Raw genomic sequence first — 18,827 nt, 5'->3', positions numbered from 1 at the left:
AGCGTCCGCACACGTATCGCGGCCCTTCAGGCCGCCATTCCATGGCACACCAAACCCGGGGCGACGCTGCGCTTGCCCCGGGCTGAGGAATGGCCGGGCCGTTGGCCCTGAAAAATCCGGCGTGATCCCGCGACCATGGGTATCATTCCCCAGGGCCTCGTTCTTCCGGATTCATTCCTTGGAGCTACACCCTTCCGGCCTTCACTCCCCCCCGGAAGAAAACTCACTCCTCCACCACGGAGACCGGCGAGCCGACCTTCATCTTGCCGTAAACGATCGGCATGATGGCGCTCGGGCCGCGGATGCAGGCGTGCGAGGCGGCGCGGCGGGAGCGCGGGATGGGGCCGATGTGGTGACCCACGCCGTCCCAGGTGAGGCGCATCCAGTAGTTCATCGGCGCGCCGACGAATTTCCCTCCCTCGGGCACGTCCTTCGGCGTCTCGCCGCTGACCTGCTTGCCCTCGGCGTCATAGACCTTGCCGTAGGCATTCGAGGACTTGTCCACGATCTTCTCGAGGATCTTGTAATTCCCCGGAGGCGTCGGGCGGGAAGGCACTCCGCTGGAGATGGGGTAATCCATCACCACCTCGTCGCCATTCATGAGGAAGCCGCGCTGCTTCGGCAGCGAGATGACGATCCGCGAGTTCGAGTCATTGGTCTGCGGGAGAAGCTGGTCGTTCTTCCACGTCTTCATCGTCTTCGGGTAGTCCGGCTCGGCCTTGAAGTGGTCGTAGCTGCCCGGCGGGAAGGGATTCGTCGGCTTGCCCTGCGAATCGATCGGCTTGCCATCCGGACCCAGGGTCACGGCGGGCTTGTTCGCGCAACTGGCCAAAAACAATGCCAGGACACTGGCAACGATGCTCAAGAGGGACGTCGATGAATTCATGCGGGCTGGTTGGGGCGCGGGTCTATACCCCACCTCCCGGCGTCCCGCAACCACTTACCTCTAACCGGGATCGAGCGACTTTGCCCGTTGCAACAAGGCTTTTGCGGCTTCTTCGTTACGCTTTTCCCCTTCCCAGATCCCTGCGAGGCGACGCAGCGCGGCGGCGGTCTCCTTTTTCCGGTCAGGCGGGTAGGTGCGGATGGCAGTGCGCAGGCGGTCCTCCGCGGCCTTTGTCTGGCCGCTTTCCAACAGGCACTCGGCGAATTCCGTGAGGAAGACGGGATCGGTCGCCGGGCCCTTTTCCCCGGACAGCCCCTCGGCCTCGCGGAAGAGCAGTGAGGACTGCGACCGTGACTCCGGGTCGCGGCGCGATGCCACCGCCAGCTTCACCGCGGTAGCCGCGTCGTCCGGGTGGTAGAACATCGCTTTCTCCAGCAGCAGGCGGGCTTCCCGGGGCAGGTCCGCGTCGAGGAATTCATCCGCCAGCGCCGTGAAATCCGAGACGCTGCCGCCGCGCGACTTCAGCGCCTGCGCGGCGTGCTGGCGTGCCTCAGCGGCGCGGCCGTGCTTCCGGTAGAGCTTCGCCAGTGTCGTGTGGGCGCGCGCTTCATTGATGTCGATGTCCACCACCTCCAGCAGGGTCGCCTCGCCCTCGGTCTCCTGACCGGCCATGAGCTGCAGCACGCCGAGCTGGCGGCGCATCTCGAGCGAAGAAGGCATCGCCTTCACATGGCGGGACAGCATCTCCACCGCCTCCGGCAGGCGGCCCGTGGTGCGGAAGTGCTCGCTGGCGGTGCGTGCCAGCACGGCATCCTGCGGCATGCGGGCGCACGAGTCCTTCAGCAGCGTGTCCACCCGCTCGCGGGCCTTCAGGTCGTCCTTTGGGAAAAGGGTGCGGGACATCGCCACGGCCTCCATGACCCCGGCACGACCGGACGGAGCCTCCATCACCGACTCGAAGATGCCGAGCGAGCGATCCCGCTGGCCGAGAGACTCGTAGGTGCGGAAGAGCCGCTGCTGGATCGGGAGGTGGCCGGGAAATTTCCCCGCCGCCTTTTCCAAGGTCTCCACCGCCAGCTTCGCCGCGAAATCATCGTCCGGAGAGGCGTCCCGCAAGAAATCCGCATAGGCGAGCTGCGCGTCCATCCGCTCGGGGCTGCCGGTGGCGAACTCGCGATAGAGCGTGGACGCGCCCTCCACATCCCCCGCCGCCATGCGCTGGCCGGCCACGCGTGCGACCAGAGGGTAGGCCCCTGGGTCTGCCTCGCGTGCCTTTTCCATCGCAGCAGCCGCCGCCTCGTGATCCCCCCGCTCCCCGGCCAGGATGCCGAGCGCGAAGTCGAGCTTCGGCGATGCAGCCAGTGGCGACACCGCGGCGAGCCATGCGAGCGCGACACGTTTCATGCGATGAGGAGCAGCCAAGCCCAATCCCACCCGCAGGTCAAACCCGCGGGTGCCGGCCACGGGCGAAAGGAGACACCCGCCGGGGAATACGGGGGAATACCACTTGCGGGCACCCCGGGCGCGCGGGATAGGTCCGGCGCACCCGGCTCACCCGACCATCGGCACTCCAGCCACCCGGGCGCGCCTGCCTCTCTCTCCAGCCATGAAACGCCTCGCGGACATCCCCATCTCGGTGCTCGATCTCTCGCCGCTCACGGAGGGCGGGACCGTCGCCGATAGCTTCCGGAACAGCGCCGACCTCGCCCGCCACGTCGAGGCGCTCGGCTACCGGCGCTTCTGGCTGGCGGAGCACCACAATATCCCGGGCATCGCCAGCGCCGCCACCTCCGTGCTCATCGGCCACGTCGCCGCAGCCACCTCCACCATCCGCGTCGGCTCCGGCGGCATCATGCTGCCGAATCACCCGCCGCTCATCATCGCCGAGCAATTCGGCACGCTGGAAGCCCTTTTCCCCGGCCGCATCGATCTCGGGCTCGGCCGCGCCCCGGGCACCGACCAGACGACCTCGCGAGCGCTGCGCCGCGATCCCTCCGCGGCGGACGATTTCCCGGACCAGGTGCAGGAGCTCATCGCCCTGCTCGGCCCCGTGCGTGCCGCGCAGCGGGTGAAGGCGATCCCGGGCGCGAATACGAATGTGCCCGTGTGGCTGCTGGGCTCCAGCACCTTCAGCGCGCAGCTCGCCGCTTTCCTCGGCCTGCCCTTCGCCTTCGCCGCCCACTTCGCGCCGCGCCTGCTGCACCAGGCGCTGAAGATCTATCGCGATAATTTCCAGCCCTCCGCCGCATGGCCGGAGCCGCACGCCATGGTCGGCCTGCCTGTCATCGCCGCGGACACCGACGAGGAGGCGCGCCATCTGGCCACCTCCGTGCAGCAGATGATCCTGCAGCTCATCCGCCACGCACCCATCCCGGTGCCACCGCCGGTGGTCTCGATGGACTTCCGCTGGAGCTCCGCGGAAAAGGCCGCCGTGGACGACCACCTCGGCGCCGCCATCATCGGCGGGCCGGAGACCGTGCGGGCAAAGCTGGAGGAAGTGGTGGCCGCCACCGGAGCGGACGAGCTGATGATCCACTCCGGCTTCTACCGCCACGAGGACCGCAAGCGCAGCTACGAGATCGTCGCGGAAGCGGCCTCGCTCGCTGCTTCGCTCAGTCCTGCATAAGCGTGACCTTGTAGCCCTTCTTCTCCAGCAGGGAGGGCACGCCGTCCTTGCCCGCGTAGTGCGCCGCGCCTGCCGCGAAGAAGTGAACGGTGCCCGGATCCTTCTTCAGCGTTGCCTCGACGTAGTCGGCCATGATGCCGTCGCGCTTCGTGAGGATTGAGTCCATGAGCTTCTTCATGAGGGGCGCGTCTTCCCCGCCCGACAGTTCGGTCATCGATTCAAGGGCGAGGTCATTGATCTTCTTCACATCCCCGGTGACGTAAACGTCCGCCGCTGCCTTCATCCGGTCCTTGCCCGCGGCACGGTCCTTTTCCAGATAGTCGAGGGATGACTTGAGCAGCGCGGTCTGCTCCTCGTCCGAGAGTGAATTGAAGCCCTCCACCTGATCCTTGATCTCCTGCATGCCCGAGGTCTTCTTCCCCTCTGCCGCCCCGCGCTCCCAGAGCACCATGTCGAGCGGCTTGATCCCCTTCATCTGCTCGGGGAGGAAGGGCAGCGTGTAGGCCACCATCCATGTCTTCATCGGCTGGAAGGGCGTCGCATCCAGATCGGGATTGATGGTCTTCAACTCCTTCTCGACCCGCTTCGCCAGTTCCTCGCCGATCACGTCGTCGAGCTTCTTTCCATCCCCGCGCATCATCAGCGGCATCGAGGCGATCTGGCTCTTCATGTCCAGCGGGGCCTCGGTGTGGACCGCGCCGGATTCCTTGAATGCCTTCTCCGCGTCCGGATGCAGCGTCACCACCCTCTTGTCGCCCACGTGCAGGGTGCCGAAGAGATAGGAAGGCTTCTCCACGCCCGGCCCCTCCACCTTCCACAGCAGCGGCTTCACCGGATGCTCCGCCTCCGCATGCACGGGAGAGATGAAGGAAAGCAGCGCCGTGGCGGCAAAAGAGAGACAAGGAATCGAACGAGTCAGCAGATACATGATGCTGCCTATACTGGCAGGCCCGCTCCGGATACCACCAGTAGGAATTGCCGGTGCTTTTCCACACCCGGCCAGCCTCGCACGAGCTTGCCCCGGCACCGGCATTCCCCCACAGTCCCGGCGTGGTATCCCGTGCCATCAAAGCGATGCGATCCCTCTTCCCCATCATCTCCCGTATCCCGCGGATCCTCATCGGCATCTGTCTCATGACGGCCCCGCTGGGTGCAGCGGAGCCCGCGACCTATGAATTCGGCAACCATCAGAGCGGGGATTTTCCCGAGCCCGGCGCCGCCTTCTCCGACTCCTTCGGAGCCATCGGCCAACCGACAAGCAATCTCGTCTACATCTACGGGGCCGATCTGTCCGAGTCCCGGGGGTTCGTCCGCCCCCCCGCTTCGGACGCATCCAGCGGAAGCGCGGTACGCTTCGGACATTCATGCGCCTGGCATGGCGACACCTTGCTGGTGGGCGCGCCCGGCTTCACCGCTTCCGGCACACCCGTAGGCCGGGTTTACTGTTTCACCCGGGCAGCAGATGACACCTGGACTCCGGCAGGCACACTGGAAAATCCGAACCCCGCCCACCACGGGTTCGGCTTCCGGATCCTCCTGCATGGAAATTCCTTGTTCGTGGCAAGCGAAGGGATCGGTGGCCGCTTCCATGAGTTCCAGCATCCGGCCGGGAGCGGTACATGGTCGCTCGTCAGCTCGAGCGACCTGCCGGCGAATCCGAATGCCGCATCGTCCGCCACCGATCCCGCAGTGCTCTCCTGCCTCGTCACGGATGGCACCAATCTCCTGGCTGGCATCGGCCGTGGTGAAAATGACCGCGGGTTGGTGATACTCTACCGGAAATCCGGCGGGACCTGGCAGGAACAGCAGCGACTCGCCGGCACGGCAGGCACCACGGAGCGCTTCGGAAGCGCACTCTGCTTCGCGGATGGCGAATTGCTCGCCGGAGCGCCGAATGCGGCAGGCCCGGGCCGCGTCGCCCGATTCCGCCTCCAACACACGGGACCGCTGCTAGCCCTTGGCGAACTTGAGATTCCCGGCTGGCTGAAAGGCGCGGGGACCGCCATCGCCCACCACGACGGCCGAATCATGATCGGGGCTCCGGCCAGCTCCTTCAATCCGAACCGCGCCAACCAAGGCGCACTGCTGATCGCCGACCGCAGCGGTGAGGGTGAAGACACAGGCTGGGAATGGACCGGCTGCATCGCGGATCCTTCCTGGGACAGCGAGACCTATGGATCGCGGATCTTCGCGACGACCGACCGCTTCGTCGTGGAGCTGCAGGGCTGGGGAAAGGTCTTCCGGACACTGGAACCCGGCCCCCGGCTGGCCTACGCCTACCTGCCCGCCTCGTATGAAACCGACGAGGATGCGGCGGTGGTCCGCCTGGGAATCGCCACGAGCCGGCCGGTGAATACGGTCCAGATCCTCGAACGAGGCCCTCTGGGCGGCACCGCCACCGCGGGCTCCGACTACGTCGCCCCTCCCGGGATCGACTTCCTCTACCCCGGCACGGATTGGCATGAATTGCCGGTCCTCATCACAAAGGACCTCATCGCCGAGCCCACCGAGACCATCCGGATGGACGAGGCCAAGGTGTGGGGAGCAGATCGCTTCGGTGACAATCCGGTGATCTCCATCGCGGACCGCGCACCGCGGAACGGAGAACTCCCGACGCAAGTCATCGCCCACGTCACCCCGCCAGTCGCCGACATCCGAAGCCAGGACTTTTTCCCCGCGCCCGAGAATATCTCCATGAGCGATGAGGAGCTGATCCTGGGCTACTACGTGGGCTGGGGACATACCCGGCCCCGTCTCCTGCGCTTCATCCGTCAGGCGGACGGGCAGTGGGTCTCGGCCCCCGAGATCGTGACCCCACCCTCCTCGGTCCCCGGCGACCGCCGGGTCGGAGCCGGAGCGCTGGTCCACGATGAAACCCTGATTCTCCTGGGAGAAGACGGCGACCTGTACAGTCGCGGACACATCCGGAGCTTCGTAAAGAATGGAGCGGGCGACTGGGTTCCCGGTGCGGCGCTCTGGTCCACCGCCGACCCTGTCGGCAGCTTCGGCAGCGAGATCATCCTCACGTCCGATTGGGTGTTCGCCAACCAGGGAGTCTCGATACAGGGCCACTCCGGCTTCATCCACGCATTCCGCAGGCAGGGTGGAACACTCACCCTCCACTCCGTCCTCAGCCATGCCGACGCCGGCTTCTCCGGTGGTGACTGGGGCAGCAGCCGGGCGACCATCGGCGGACAACTGGCGTGGTCCCCTCCTTATCTCGCCGCGAGCTTCACCAGCCCGGGGGCGAATGCCCTGCAAAAGCGCGGCGTGGCTATTTTCCGTTGGAACGAAAACGCCGGCAAATTCGAGCACCTCCAGAACTTCGCATTCGACCAGGTGGCATCGACCGTCCAGATCCTTGAGTTCTCCCAAGGAATGCTGGTCGCGGGCCACGACAACGGGAGACTCCGCTGCTACGTCCCCCAACCGACGGGCCTCTTCCAGGAGGTGCCGTCCCTCTTCCCACCGGCGGAAATCGGAATCTTCCAAGATTGGAGCGTTCCATCCCCGACAGGATTCCTGGTCGGCATGCAGGAAAGCAGGGATACTGCCACTTACGCAGCGGTACCGCAGGCTGTCGGCTACGAGCGCCTCGGGAACTCGCTGCGTCCGACCCTGTCCTATCTCCCCGTCCATCCATGGCACACCCGGGGCGAAATATACTCCAATGTCAGCCCGGCCGGCCGCTTCGCCGTCGTCCACAGCGATCCTGACCAATGGAGTCGCCGGGACGTGATGATCGTGGAAATGGGCCGCGACCTGCCCCGGCTGACCATCACCCCGGAGACCAACCAGGTCGGCTCCACTCGCGATTCCATCTCATTTTCCGCCAGCCTGGATACTCCGGCTACCACGCCACTTCCGCTGGTGGTCGGCATCGAGGGATTCAACGGCGGCACGGAGAACCGCGATTTCGTCCCGCACGCACAGACCCGCTTCCTGGAAGCCGGTGAATCCACCGCCAACTTCACCTTCCGGCTGCTGGACAATCCCCACCCGGTCGCCGGGGCAGCAGTGCGTGCCCGTCCGGCGGTCGGCTTCGGGCTCTCGAACCCCGATGAGCCGAGCCCGCCCGTGGCTTATATGAAGGAACGGACCACCTTGCCGAGAGCGATCCAGCGGATCATTCCCGATGGAGACACGTCTTTCGCGAAGGTGGCCTTTGACGGGGATGACCTGCTCTTCCGCCGTTACGGCGGAGCCGGGGGTCACTCTACCCGGACACGCACGGGAGGCCTTTTCTCCGTGAACGATGGTCCGGCTTTCAGCGAGCCCGGGCTCTTTCCTCGCACGGATCGCAATGCGCATGGACTCGCCCTCCATGGAGACCTGGTGGTGCTCGGCAATCCGGGCCTGCCCGGGCAAGCCCGTGAAGATGCGATCCAATTCGGCAGAAAGACAGGCCCGGGACAATGGCTTCTGAATGAGGTCATCCCTGGACCGGCTCCCTTCTTCGCTTCCAGTCTGGGAGACCAGACCGCCAGCAACGGACGCTTCGTCGCGATCGCTCAAAACAAGGACAGCAACCTGGAGCCCATCGGTCGGAACACACTCTTCCATGTCTTCGACATTTCAGGTCAGAGACCCGTCATGATCGGCTCGGTATCAACTCCCGTGATCATGGTCGGATCTTCCCTGATCGCCATCGACCAGAGGGACCGCCTCTACTACCGCGACTTCAAGGAGCAAGGAGCCTGCCTCTCGGTCGCACAGCTTTCCTCCACTGGAATCATTCCTCTCGGCACGGTGAACCCCAGACGGGACCCGCGCATCACCTGGACGAATACCTTCGGAACTTCGATCCAGTGCTCGGGGAATTTCGTGATCGCAGGCGACTTTGCGGCGGAGGTGGACGGCCTCTCATCGGGAGCGGTGTACATCATGGAAGAAACCGCCGCGGGGTGGGAGACCCGCCAGATCATCTTTTCTCCGGATCCGGTCTTCATCGGTTCCTTCGGCTACCACATCGTGGCGGAGCGTGACTGGCTGGCGATCGGCGAACCTTTCTCCAGTCACTCCGGGTCCATCCATCTCTACCGCGCCAGCGAGGACGGATATACGTTCGTGAAGTCCATCCATGCCTTCACGCCGCTGACCAACCTTGAGCGGACCTCGGCACTCGGAGGATCGCTGATGCTCTGCAAGGGCATCCTGCTCGCTCCCGCATTGGAACAGCAGCCCGTAGGATCAGGTCAGGCGATTTACTCCATCGACCTGACCGGCACCGAATCCTTCGCCGCCTGGTCCTCACGAATGGGCATGGACGCGGAGGGCACCCCGCAGGATCAGGACGGGGATGGACTGGACCTCCAAATGGAATGGGCCACGGGGAACGATCCGGATGCGCACAGCACGTGGTGGGGTCACCATGGGGGTGAACTCTGGTTCGAGGTCGGCACCGAATACAACGCCTCCGTACGGCTCATCATCGAGCGCTCAACCAACCTCACCCCGGGATCCTGGACGACCGTGGCCGTCCGCGACGGGCTGGGCGACTGGACGAGTTCCGTCGGGCCGGAGCTCCAGCTTCATCACGCCACGACTGGGAGACAACGGGTAATGCTCACCACCGGTGACGAGCGGGGATTCTACCGGATGCGGGCGGAGGAAAACAACCACTGAAGGATCACCCGGCTTGCTCCTGATCGCCGTCGAGCGGGTCCGGGCACTTGTCGCGGAGGCGGCACTTCGCGCAGAAGTCGCCGAGGAAAAGCTCGTCCACCCAGCCGACCAGCTTTTCGAGATCCTCGCGCTCGTCGGTCAGGAAGCCCGCCTCGAAGTTCCGCTTGTCCGCGTGCTTCGCGCCCATGCCCGCGCCGGTCAGGTTCGGCGAGCCGATGAAGGCGCGCTTGCCGTCCGCGATCACCGCCTTCGTGTGGACGCGCGGGCAGAGCACCCGCTCGAAGAGATCGCTCTCCACCAGCACGGGGTAGCGGTCGAAGTCCTCGCGGAAGCGCGGGCCGGGCTCCTTTGCATGGATCAGCCGCACCGCCACGCCCTCCTCCACCAGCTCCGCGAGCACCTGGAGGAAGGGCACGGACCGCCTGCCGCGCGCGACGTGCATGTCCTTGATATCCGCCGTCACGATCCACAGGAAGCGCCGCGCCTGCGGCACCAGCTCCCGGATCACCCGGGTGTGGATTTCCTCGTTCAGGATCAGCTCGCGCACCGGGCCAGTGAAGCGCGTGCTGCACGCGCCGTCGATCCCGCGATGTCCGAAAGGATCCCGATCATCTTCCGGTTCGTCGCGGCGTCCTTCACCGCCACGCGGATCGCCCCGTCATCGAGGCTCGCGCCCATCGCCGCGGCATCGCGGAGGAAAAGCCCGCGCCCCCGGCATGCAGCGACCACCTCTCCTGCGGAAGGTCCTTCCTCGGGTAGATGCGCGAGCAGGAAATTCGCGGAGCCCGGGATGACCTCCCACCCCATGCCGCCCAAGTCAATCGCCAGCGCCGACCTCAGTAGCACGGTCTCCTTCCAACGACGTTCATAGTAGTTCGCATGCTCCAGCGCCTTCACCGCCGCGACCTGCGAGGGCAGGCCCACCACCCACGGCGGGGTGAAGGCCCGCAACTCCTCCAGATGATGAGGCGCGGCGCAGAGATATGCGACCCGCATGCCGCTGAGCGCATAAGCCTTCGACATGGACTTGCAGACGATGAGATTTTCGTGGCGGGACACCATCTGCTCCACGCTTTCTCCGGTGTAGTCGATGTACGTTTCATCGATCCAGAAGCGTGTCCGCGATGAAGCAGCCTCCAGCAGCATGCAAACCTCCCGCGCCATCAGCCCGCGTCCGGTGCGACTGTTCGGATTCACCAGCACGACGAGATCGGGGCCGGTCGCGATGCGCTCCATCATGCGCTCGAGATCGATCGTGTAGCCGTCTTTCCTGTGCAAAGGAAAGCGCTCGACCTCGCAGCCGATGACCTTCTCCAGCACGTGCGCCTATTCGCCATAGGTGGGATCGAGCAACAGCACATGCGACCACGAATCCAGCCACCGAGGGAAGGCACGGAAGATCAGATCCGACGAACCCGCCCCAGGCAGCACGCAGCTTGCGGGAATACCGCGCGCGGTGGAAATCGCAACCACCAGCCCCTCGCAGTCCGTGGGAGGCGAGGTCCGCATCAGCCACGGCAGGTGATCGCGCAGCGCATCCGTCACCGCCGGTGCCGGAGAGAACCAAGCGTCGAGCACGTCCGCATTGATGATATCGTGCCGCCTTTCCAACGATGTGAAGCCCGCGCCGATCGCTCCGAAGAACGCCCCGCCATGAAAGCACGTCGCCGGCTTCCGCAGCGGCACCTGCATGCGCCAGTCCATGCCGGTCTCGATCCGGCTGACGAGGCCTGCCATCCCATTGAGTGCCGCGCGGATCTCCCCCACCCCGGCATGCAGCAGGTCGTAGGTGACCGCCCCCGCCTGCACGGTCAGACCGGTATCGCTCAGGCCAGATTTCAGATACATACCCTTCACCTCACGACGGCCGATGGCCACGACGCGCCTGCCACCGCGAGCCTCGATCCAGCGGAATGCCGCAACCATCAGCGCCCCGGCGAGATCCGACCGGCGGTGACCGGGCATCACCGTCAGCAGGCGGATCTCGAAGACATCATCCCCCACCTCGAAGGGCAGCTCATCCCGGCGGAAATACTTGTCGATGGAATAGCCCGCCTCGCCCGGCGGCGTCACGCTGACGAAGCCCGCCAGCTCATCCCCGCAGGTCGCGGCGAAGTAGCGGTTCACCGCATCGAGCGCATCGGTCAGCCGCTCCTCCGCATTCGGCGGGTGCTGGCCCAGCTCGAGGGCATACACGCGGTGCCTCGCCCGATGAATCTGCCCGCGGGTCTTCCCGTCGGCCTCGGCAATGACGAATCGATGGTCCGGCATGCAGCGCATGATGCCCGCCGCGTGTCACCGGGGGGCATCGATATTCCGACGTAGTTCATCGCCCGCGCCGATGGACGCCGGCGGGTCAGACAATCGTCGGCTCGCTCAATTCCCCGCCGACGATCTCCGCGATGCCCGCGAAGGTTTCCTCGATCAGGCTCAGCGAGCGGTCCGACTTGTGGAAGATCCCCCACTCGCGCTCGATCGGCTCGCCGGACACCGGGATGCGCACCAGCGATCCATCGTCGAATTCGCGCTTCGCCACCCATGGCGCGACGAGTCCGACGCCAAGGCCGATCTTTGCCATGCCCTTGATGGCCTCCATGTCGCCGAGCACCAGAGGAGGGCGCAGGCGCACGCCGAGCTTGTCGAAATGCTCCTCCACCAGCCGGTGGGTTTCGGTGCCACGGGCGTAGGTGATGAACTGGACCTTGCCCAGATCCTCCGGATCCGCGCGGCCCGTCTCTGCCCACGGATGCACGGGCGGCACGACGAAGGTGAGATGATCGCGGAAAAGCGGACGGAAGGATTCCGTGGTGCCGATGCGCGGCCGCATGCCGATGACGATGTCCAGATCGTGCTCGGCCATCTTCTCCAGCAGCTTCACGGTATCGTCCGCCTCGATGGTCGGCTCGCAGCGCGGGAAGCAATCGCGGAACTCGCGCAGCACGGTCGGCAGCAGGAATTGGCAGAGCGAATGCGGCGCGCCGATGCGGATGCGGCCCTGACCCCAGCGCTTCAGCCCGTCCAGCTCGCGGCCCGCGTCCTCGAGTTCACCGAGCACGCGGCGGCAGCGGCGCAGGAAGACCTCGCCCTCCTCGGTCAGCACGGTCTTCTTTCCCAGACGCTCCAGCAGGCGGCAGCCGAGGCTGTCCTCCAGTGCCTTCATCGAGTGGCTGATGGCCGACTGCGTGAGGAACAGCTTCTTCGCGGCGAGCGTGAAGCTCCCCTCATCCGCCACGGACACGAAGGCGCGCAGCTGCCGCAGATCAGGAAGGAGTTCAGTCATGAGCCAGTCTCATCAAAAATTCCGCGCCAAGAAAGCAGGGGACATGCCAAGGCCGAAGGGTTGGCACCCTTTCCGCTACGCACATTTCCTCATGGTGAGTCCAATCGTCGTCGAGTCCCGTTCTCCCATCCGCCTCGGCTTCGTGCCGCTGAATGATTGCGCCCCGGTCGCGGTCGCGCACGAGCTGGGGCTTTTCAAAAGCTACGGGCTGAATGTGAAGCTCTCCCGACAACCGGGCTGGGCCACCGTGAGGGACATGCTTTCCTATGGCGAGCTGGATGCCGCGCAGTCGATCGCCGGGCTCGCCTTCTACCTCGCGCTCGGACTGAACAAGATGCGCCGGGAGATCGCCGTGCCGCTCGTCCTCAGCGCCCATGGCAATGCCATCACGCTCTCCCGCGAGCTGCCGCCGGAGTCCATCCGCCGGGGCGAAGGCCTCGCCGCGCATCTTTCCCACCGCTGGAAAAAGAATCGCCCCTTCACGCTCGCCGCGGCGCATCGCTTTTCCTCGCATCACCTGCTCCTCCACGCCTGGCTGCGTCGCCACGGCGTGCAGCCGGGCCGGGATGCGGAGATCGTCTTCCTGCCGCCGCCGCTGATGCCGCGGAATCTCGCTGCCGGTCACATCGATGGCTACTGCGTCGGCGAGCCGTGGAATTCCGAGAGCATCCTCGGCGGCCAGGGCTGGTGCCCCGCCACCTCCGCGGAACTCGCGACCGGCCACCCGGAGAAGGTGCTGCTGGTCACCGGGGAATTCGCCGGGGACAGCCGCGAGGAATGCGTCGCCCTCGGGGCCGCGCTGCTCCACGCTTGCCGCATGTGCCAGGATCCCGGCTTCCGGAACGAGCTCATCACCATCCTCGCCAAGCCCGCCTATACCGGGTGCTCGCCCGCCACGCTGCGGAACAGCCTCGGCCCGGTCTTCGACTCCGGCCGCGGGAATGTGGACGCCTCGGATTTCCACCTCTTCTACGGCGGCGACCTGAATTGCCCCACGGCCGACAAGGCCTCGTGGTTCCTCTCCGGCATGCGCGGCGCGGGCCTCCTCCCGGAGACCACCGCAGCCCCGCTCACCCGCCTCTACCGGCAGGACCTTTTCCGCGCGTCGGAGAAGATCCTGCTCCCGGCGTGATCCACCCTTCTCCCGCTCATGCCGGGCGCTCGCCGATCCGCGAGAAGAACGCGACCACCAGCACCATCGCGGCCAGCAGAGAGAAGGCACCGGGCAGGCTGACCTGCTTCGCGATGAAGCCGATGGCTGCCGGTCCAGCGAGGATGCCGGTGTAGCCCATGATGCTGATCGCGGAGATCGCGAGGTCCACCGGCATGACCTTCTGCCGGCCTGCCGCGCTGAAGAGCACCGGCACCAGCGTGGCCGCGCCGAAGCCGATGACGAGGAAGCCCCCGATGGCCAACCATGTCCACGGCGCAGCCACCACCAGCGCGAGTCCCGCGGAGGCGAGCAGCGATCCACCGAGCAGCACCTTCCTCCCGCCGAAGCGCGCGATGACCCCGTCACCGGCGAAGCGCGTGACGGCCATCGCCAGCGAGAAGAGCACGAAGCCGATGCCGGCGCGCGCCTCCTCCACGCCGCGGCTTTCCTCCAGGATGACCGCGCTCCAATCCAGCAGCGCGCCCTCGATGAGGAAGACGATGAAGATCAGCACGCCGATCAGCAGGACGATCCCGCGCGGCCGCACGAAGAACGGCGCATCATTCGAAGACCTGGTGCGCAGCAGCGACGGCACCGCCACACCCAGCGCCACCATCAGCAGCACCGACACTCCGATGGTGGCAGCGAAAGGACGCACGCCCGCGGTGAGCAGCGCCGTCATCAGCGCCGATCCCGCCAGGCCACCGAAGCTATAGAAGCCGTGGAAATTCGACATCATCGGCCGGCCCTCGCGCTGCTCGACCTCGATCCCGTGGATATTCGCCGCGACATCCACCGCGCCCAGCGAGGCGCCGAAGAAGAACAACGCAGTCGCCAATTCCCACTGTGCAGACGCGAGAGCGAGCATGGGCAGCACCAGCGCGACGCCCACCGATCCGACCGCGATCACGCGGCGGCTGCCCACCTTCGCCGCGAGCCCGCCGGCCATTGGCATGGCCATCACCGAGCCCATCCCCAGGAAGAGCAGCAGGAAGCCCAGCGACGCCTCATCAAGCCCGATCTGCTTCTTCGCGAATGGCACCAGCGGCGCCCAGCAGGCGATGCCGATGCCGGGGATGAGGAAGGACAGCCGGGTCGCCAGCTTGGTCGTGGATTTCAGCAGGGGTGCCCCGTCCCCGGGAGCAGGTGCGGCGTGGTTCATGCGGGTGACTTTCCAAGAAGCCTGCGGAAGGCGGACTCCAGTTCGGCGGGCTGCATCGGCTCGTCCTCCAGCAGCGTGTGCAGCAGCAGGCCCTCGATCAGGCCGTCCACGATCCGCGCCGTGGCCTCGTCCAGATAACGGGACAGCGAGCCGCGGGTATTCCGCAGCCAGCGGTTCATCAGCTTTCGCAGCGCGGGATTCCGCACGGAGCCGAGATAGAGCTCGTAGGCCAGGATGAGCTGGTCGCCGGATGCGAGATAGACGCCTACCTCCGCGGCCAGGATTCGCGGCAGCTCGTCGGCGGACCGGGATGCTGCCAGCGCCTGCTCGAAGTGATCCGAGCACCGCGCCACGTAGCGCGCGAACGCCTCCTCCGCCAGTTCGTCGAGGCTCGCGAATTGATACGTGATCGAGCCCAGTGGCACGTCCGCCGCCGCGGCCACTTTCCGGTGACTCAGCCCGGACAGGCCATCGCGAACGATGACTGCCATCGCCGTCTCGACGATCCGGTCCCGCCTCCCGGGATCGTGCCGGCGCTGTCGCTCGTTCGCTGGGCTCATCGTTAGGAACAAGTGTTCCTAAACAACCAACCCGTCAAGGCCTGATCCGCGATCCGGCCGAAATCGGGCCATCCTGTCGCAATCATTCGCACTCCGCATTCAATTCAATGAACGTGATGAATTTCACGAATTTCGACAGCCCGACTATGAAGGAGCTTCAAGCGCCCCATGTGATTTCCCCGCATGGAACTTCTCCTCACGTTGGCACGATGGCGCGGCGGTAGCTTTTCCATGGGTTGATCCTCGCCACCATGAACGACCGCCAAACCCTCTCCCGCCGCGACTTCCTCGGTCGCTCCGCCAAGACCACCGCCCTCGGCTTGCTCGCTTCCGGACTGCCCGCCGGATGGGTGGGGGCGCAGGCCGCCTCCGATGCTCCGGAGACCGCGAACGTCAATTTCGGCATCATCGCGCTGACCGACTGCTCGCCCATCGTGATCGCCCACGAGAAGGGGCTCTTCAAAAAGTACGGCATCAACTCCACCGTCACCAAGGGCGCGAGCTGGGCCGCCATCCGCGACTCGCTGGCCAATGGCGACATCCAGGCCACGCACATGCTGCTCGGCATGCCCATCGCCTCCACCATGGGTCTCGGCGGCGCGCCAAAGGTGCCGATGGTGGTGCCGTGGATCCTCAACCGCAACGGCCAGTCGATCAGCCTCGCCACCTCGCTGAAGGGCAAGGTGGGCGCGGCCCCGAAGGCGCTGAAGCAGCTGGTGGATGCAGCGAAGGCCGACGGCCATCCCATGAGCTTCGCCATGACCTTCCCGCCCGGCACCCACGCCATGTGGCTGCGCTACTGGCTCGCCGCGGGCGGCATCAATCCCGGTGACGCGGGCGGCGCCGGTGCGGACATCTCGCTCATCACCATCCCGCCGCCGCAGATGGTGGCAAACATGCAGGTGGGAAAGATGGATGGCTTCTGTGTCGGCGAGCCGTGGAATGGCCGGGCTGTCGCCGAGGGCATCGGCTTCACCGCCATCAATACCCAGGCGATCTGGAAGGACCACCCCGAGAAGGTCTGCGCCTTCACCGAGGAATTCGCGGAGAAGAACCCGAAGACGGTGAAGGCCGTCCTCAAGGCGCTGCACGAGGCGAGCGTGTGGCTCGACGTGATGGAAAACCGCCCCGAGCAGGCGAAGATCGTCAGCGCTCCCACCTACATCAACTGTCCGCCCGAGGCCATCCTCCAGCGCCTGCAGGGCAAGTACGACATGGGCGACGGCCGGAAATTCCGCGACCCGGACTACATGATCTTCAGCAGCCGCAACTGCAACTTCCCGCAGCCGAAGTATGCGAAGTGGTGGCTCACCCAGCTCCGCCGCTGGGGCTTCACGAATGGCGCGCCGGACTACGAGGGCATCGCGAAGCAGGTGATGCGCACGGACCTCTATGAGTCCGCGATGAAGGAAATCGGCTACACCCACGACGGCCTCTCGGACGCGGCGGAGAGCTTCTTCGATGGATCGAAATTCGACCCGAAGGGCGACATGGAAGCCTACGTCGCCTCCTTCGCCGTGAAGACCCTGAAGGGCTGATCACTTTACTGGATAGAGATTCGGTTCCCCGCGGGCGGACCTTCCCGGACGCCCGCGGGCATTCTTTCCCACTTCCACGTTACCATGAAATTTTTCCAATCCCTCAAGCTCGATGTCTTCCTGCTACCGCTCGTCGGCATCCTGCTCTGCGTCGGTGGCTGGGCCATCATCTCCGGCAAGGCCACCACCACGACCACCGTGGACGATTGGGGCGACCCGGTGACAAAGGTCGAGCGCCACGGCATCTCGAAGAATCTCCCCTCGCCTGCCGAGACATGGAGCGCCAGCAAACCCTACATCGTCGAGCCGCTGGCGAAGCGCGGCGAACTGGACCAGGGCATCCTCCGCTTTGCCTGGCTGTCGCTGAAACTGGTGGCGCAGGGCTATTTCATCGCGCTGCTCGTCGGCACGCCCATCGGCTTCCTGCTCGGCCTGTCGAAGAATTTCACGAAGGCCTTCGACCCCATCATCCAGATCCTCCGCCCGGTCTCGCCGCTCGCCTGGCTGCCGCTCGGCATGGTGCTCTTCAGCGGGCTGAAGGTGCTGGATGCGGATGGCCGCGTGAGCTTCGGAACCTCGGATGCGGCGGCGCTTTTTACCATCGCCATCTGCGCCATGTGGCCCACGGTGCTGAATACCGCCGTGGGCGTGCGCGCCGTGCCACAGGACTACCTGAATGTGGCGAAGGTGCTGAAGCTCTCGCGGACCAAGACGCTCTTCAAGGTGCTGATCCCCTCGGCGCTGCCCTACATGTTCACCGGCTTCCGCCTGTCGCTCGGCATCGCGTGGCTGGTCATTGTCGCGGTGGAGATGCTGATCGGAAAGCCCGGCGTCGGTGGCTTCCTGTGGCAGCAGTACAATGCGAACAGCTTCGCCCACATCATCCTCTCTATCCTGACCATCGGCGTGATCGGCTACGTGCTGGACCGCCTGATGAGCCTCGTCGAGGGCCGCTTCCGCACCGCCTGAGGAGACCACCACGAGCATCCCCCAAGCACCCCACAACCATGCCACCCATCCTGGAAATCAGCGGCGCATCGAAGGGCTTCGGCCGCGGTCACGAGCGGGCCACCGTCTTGCGCGACCTGGACCTCACCGTGGAGGAGGGCGACTTCGTCTCCATCATCGGCTACTCCGGCACCGGCAAGAGCACGCTCATCAATCTGGTGGCCGGACTACTGAAGCCGGACAGCGGGTCCGTGAAGATGGACGGTGCCGACATCCGGGGCCCGGGACCGGAACGCGGCATCGTCTTCCAGAACTACTCGCTCCTGCCGTGGCTGACCGTGACCGGAAACGTCCGCCTCGCCATCGACCAGATCTTCCCGCAGATGACGGAGAAGGAACGCGCCGAGCGGGCCGCGGAATACATCGACATGGTGAAGCTCTCGCACGCAGCGGGGAAGCTGCCGCGCGAGCTCTCCGGCGGCATGCGCCAGCGGGTCTCCGTCGCCCGCACGCTGGCGGCGAACCCGCGCATCCTGCTGCTGGATGAACCGCTCTCCGCGCTCGATGCCCTCACCCGCGCCACCCTGCAGGACGAGATCGCGGACATCTGGCAGAAGAACCGCACGACCGTGATCTGGATCACCAATGACCCGGACGAGGCGCTGCTCGTGGCCGACCGAGTCATCCCCCTGCTGCCCGGGCGCGAGGGTGCCACGCTGGGCAGGGAAATCACCGTGGACCTCGCCCGCCCGCGCGACCGCAAGCAACTACTAGGAACACCGGAGTTCAAGGACCTGAAGCTGCGCCTGGTGGACACGCTGCTCGGCGCGAAGAAGGACAGCACCCCGCACGTCACCCGGAAGCTGGCCGCCCCGGACATCCTCCCGGAGGACCTGGGCAAACCGCGCAACTTCTCCTTCTTCAACAAGCCTGCACCCCGCCGTCGTTCCCAGCTCCAGCGCGAGGAACTCCAGGTCGAAGCATGATCGCAAAAGTGGCCGCGGCTTCCAGCCGTCAGCCGTCAGGGGCCAGCCACAAGCCGCCAATCT

15 protein-coding genes are annotated in these 18,827 nt (G+C 65.7%); 6 read left to right on the top strand and 9 right to left on the bottom strand.

Annotated features, from left to right (window positions below; all coding sequences use genetic code 11):
• Positions 1-223: 223 nt before the first annotated feature.
• Together OKA04_RS08795 and OKA04_RS08790 are read right to left on the bottom strand one after the other, a co-directional pair.
• Positions 224-865, bottom strand: a complete 642-nt coding sequence (locus OKA04_RS08795) for a L,D-transpeptidase (protein WP_264500778.1) — start codon at positions 863-865, stop codon at positions 224-226.
• Positions 866-946: 81 nt separating this feature from the next.
• Positions 947-2,290, bottom strand: coding sequence for a tetratricopeptide repeat protein (locus tag OKA04_RS08790; protein ID WP_264500777.1), 1,344 nt, complete (start codon positions 2,288-2,290; stop codon positions 947-949).
• Between the two features lie 202 nt (positions 2,291-2,492).
• On the opposite strand from OKA04_RS08790, the gene OKA04_RS08785 reads away from it, so the two are divergent.
• Entirely contained in the window at positions 2,493-3,512 is a 1,020-nt protein-coding gene (locus tag OKA04_RS08785; protein WP_264500776.1) for an LLM class flavin-dependent oxidoreductase, read from the top strand.
• Here OKA04_RS08785 and OKA04_RS08780 read toward each other — a convergent pair.
• The gene (locus OKA04_RS08780; protein WP_264500775.1) at positions 3,499-4,440 is read right to left on the bottom strand and encodes a TraB/GumN family protein; all 942 of its coding nucleotides are present in this window, start codon (positions 4,438-4,440) and stop codon (positions 3,499-3,501) included. The genes OKA04_RS08785 and OKA04_RS08780 overlap by 14 nt on opposite strands.
• Positions 4,441-4,586: 146 nt before the next feature.
• Here OKA04_RS08780 and OKA04_RS08775 point away from each other — a divergent pair, with 146 nt between their 5' ends.
• Positions 4,587-9,137 (top strand): hypothetical protein, encoded by a 4,551-nt coding sequence (locus OKA04_RS08775; RefSeq protein WP_264500774.1) that lies wholly within the window; start codon positions 4,587-4,589, stop codon positions 9,135-9,137.
• 4 nt (positions 9,138-9,141) lie between these two features.
• Here the strand turns inward: OKA04_RS08775 and OKA04_RS08770 are convergent, their stop codons facing one another.
• The 4 genes from OKA04_RS08770 to OKA04_RS08755 all read right to left on the bottom strand — a co-directional run bounded on the left by OKA04_RS08770 (position 9,142) and on the right by OKA04_RS08755 (position 12,417).
• Positions 9,142-9,684: a phospholipase D-like domain-containing protein gene (locus OKA04_RS08770; RefSeq protein WP_264500773.1), complete on the bottom strand. Its 543-nt coding sequence runs from the start codon at positions 9,682-9,684 to the stop codon at positions 9,142-9,144.
• A complete protein-coding gene (locus OKA04_RS08765) occupies positions 9,672-10,457 on the bottom strand; it encodes a pyridoxal phosphate-dependent aminotransferase (RefSeq protein WP_264500772.1) in 786 nt (261 codons plus the stop codon). The genes OKA04_RS08770 and OKA04_RS08765 overlap by 13 nt, the downstream gene beginning before the upstream one ends.
• A gap of 6 nt (positions 10,458-10,463) precedes the next feature.
• Complete coding sequence (locus OKA04_RS08760) at positions 10,464-11,408, bottom strand: GNAT family N-acetyltransferase (protein WP_264500771.1); 945 nt, start codon at positions 11,406-11,408, stop codon at positions 10,464-10,466.
• A gap of 85 nt (positions 11,409-11,493) precedes the next feature.
• Positions 11,494-12,417, bottom strand: a complete 924-nt coding sequence (locus tag OKA04_RS08755) for a LysR family transcriptional regulator (RefSeq protein ID WP_264500770.1) — start codon at positions 12,415-12,417, stop codon at positions 11,494-11,496.
• A 91-nt stretch (positions 12,418-12,508) separates the two neighbouring features.
• Between OKA04_RS08755 and OKA04_RS08750 the strand changes: the two genes are divergently transcribed.
• A complete protein-coding gene (locus OKA04_RS08750) occupies positions 12,509-13,549 on the top strand; it encodes a CmpA/NrtA family ABC transporter substrate-binding protein (RefSeq protein ID WP_264500769.1) in 1,041 nt (346 codons plus the stop codon).
• Positions 13,550-13,565: 16 nt separating this feature from the next.
• Here the strand turns inward: OKA04_RS08750 and OKA04_RS08745 are convergent, their stop codons facing one another.
• Together OKA04_RS08745 and OKA04_RS08740 are read right to left on the bottom strand one after the other, a co-directional pair.
• Entirely contained in the window at positions 13,566-14,732 is a 1,167-nt protein-coding gene (locus OKA04_RS08745) for an MFS transporter (RefSeq protein WP_264500768.1), read from the bottom strand.
• On the bottom strand, positions 14,729-15,292 hold the full coding sequence (locus OKA04_RS08740) for a TetR/AcrR family transcriptional regulator (RefSeq protein ID WP_264500767.1): 564 nt from the start codon (positions 15,290-15,292) through the stop codon (positions 14,729-14,731). Before OKA04_RS08740 ends, OKA04_RS08745 begins: the two co-directional genes overlap by 4 nt.
• A gap of 251 nt (positions 15,293-15,543) precedes the next feature.
• On the opposite strand from OKA04_RS08740, the gene OKA04_RS08735 reads away from it, so the two are divergent.
• The 3 genes from OKA04_RS08735 to OKA04_RS08725 all read left to right on the top strand — a co-directional run bounded on the left by OKA04_RS08735 (position 15,544) and on the right by OKA04_RS08725 (position 18,764).
• Positions 15,544-16,830: a CmpA/NrtA family ABC transporter substrate-binding protein gene (locus OKA04_RS08735; RefSeq protein ID WP_264500766.1), complete on the top strand. Its 1,287-nt coding sequence runs from the start codon at positions 15,544-15,546 to the stop codon at positions 16,828-16,830.
• Positions 16,831-16,914: 84 nt separating this feature from the next.
• Positions 16,915-17,799, top strand: coding sequence for a nitrate ABC transporter permease (ntrB, locus tag OKA04_RS08730; RefSeq protein ID WP_264500765.1), 885 nt, complete (start codon positions 16,915-16,917; stop codon positions 17,797-17,799).
• 38 nt (positions 17,800-17,837) lie between these two features.
• Positions 17,838-18,764 (top strand): ABC transporter ATP-binding protein, encoded by a 927-nt coding sequence (locus OKA04_RS08725; RefSeq protein ID WP_264500764.1) that lies wholly within the window; start codon positions 17,838-17,840, stop codon positions 18,762-18,764.
• Positions 18,765-18,827: the final 63 nt, after the last annotated feature.

The sequence above is a fragment of the Luteolibacter flavescens genome, from assembly GCF_025950085.1.
Classification (GTDB): domain Bacteria; phylum Verrucomicrobiota; class Verrucomicrobiia; order Verrucomicrobiales; family Akkermansiaceae; genus Haloferula; species Haloferula flavescens.
This window is presented reverse-complemented; position numbering and strand designations above follow the sequence as displayed.

Bases quoted from the DNA above. Each gene is read 5' to 3' on its own strand.
- OKA04_RS08750 (WP_264500769.1), top strand. From the start codon at position 12,509: ATGGTGAGTCCAATCGTCGTCGAGTCCCGTTCTCCCATCCGCCTCGGC.
- OKA04_RS08735 (WP_264500766.1), top strand. From the start codon at position 15,544: ATGAACGACCGCCAAACCCTCTCCCGCCGCGACTTCCTCGGTCGCTCC.
- OKA04_RS08760 (WP_264500771.1), bottom strand. From the start codon at position 11,408: ATGCCGGACCATCGATTCGTCATTGCCGAGGCCGACGGGAAGACCCGC.
- OKA04_RS08785 (WP_264500776.1), top strand. From the start codon at position 2,493: ATGAAACGCCTCGCGGACATCCCCATCTCGGTGCTCGATCTCTCGCCG.
- OKA04_RS08790 (WP_264500777.1), bottom strand. From the start codon at position 2,290: ATGAAACGTGTCGCGCTCGCATGGCTCGCCGCGGTGTCGCCACTGGCT.
- OKA04_RS08780 (WP_264500775.1), bottom strand. From the start codon at position 4,440: ATGTATCTGCTGACTCGTTCGATTCCTTGTCTCTCTTTTGCCGCCACG.
- ntrB (WP_264500765.1), top strand. From the start codon at position 16,915: ATGAAATTTTTCCAATCCCTCAAGCTCGATGTCTTCCTGCTACCGCTC.
- OKA04_RS08755 (WP_264500770.1), bottom strand. From the start codon at position 12,417: ATGACTGAACTCCTTCCTGATCTGCGGCAGCTGCGCGCCTTCGTGTCC.
- OKA04_RS08740 (WP_264500767.1), bottom strand. From the start codon at position 15,292: ATGAGCCCAGCGAACGAGCGACAGCGCCGGCACGATCCCGGGAGGCGG.
- OKA04_RS08745 (WP_264500768.1), bottom strand. From the start codon at position 14,732: ATGAACCACGCCGCACCTGCTCCCGGGGACGGGGCACCCCTGCTGAAA.
- OKA04_RS08775 (WP_264500774.1), top strand. From the start codon at position 4,587: ATGCGATCCCTCTTCCCCATCATCTCCCGTATCCCGCGGATCCTCATC.
- OKA04_RS08725 (WP_264500764.1), top strand. From the start codon at position 17,838: ATGCCACCCATCCTGGAAATCAGCGGCGCATCGAAGGGCTTCGGCCGC.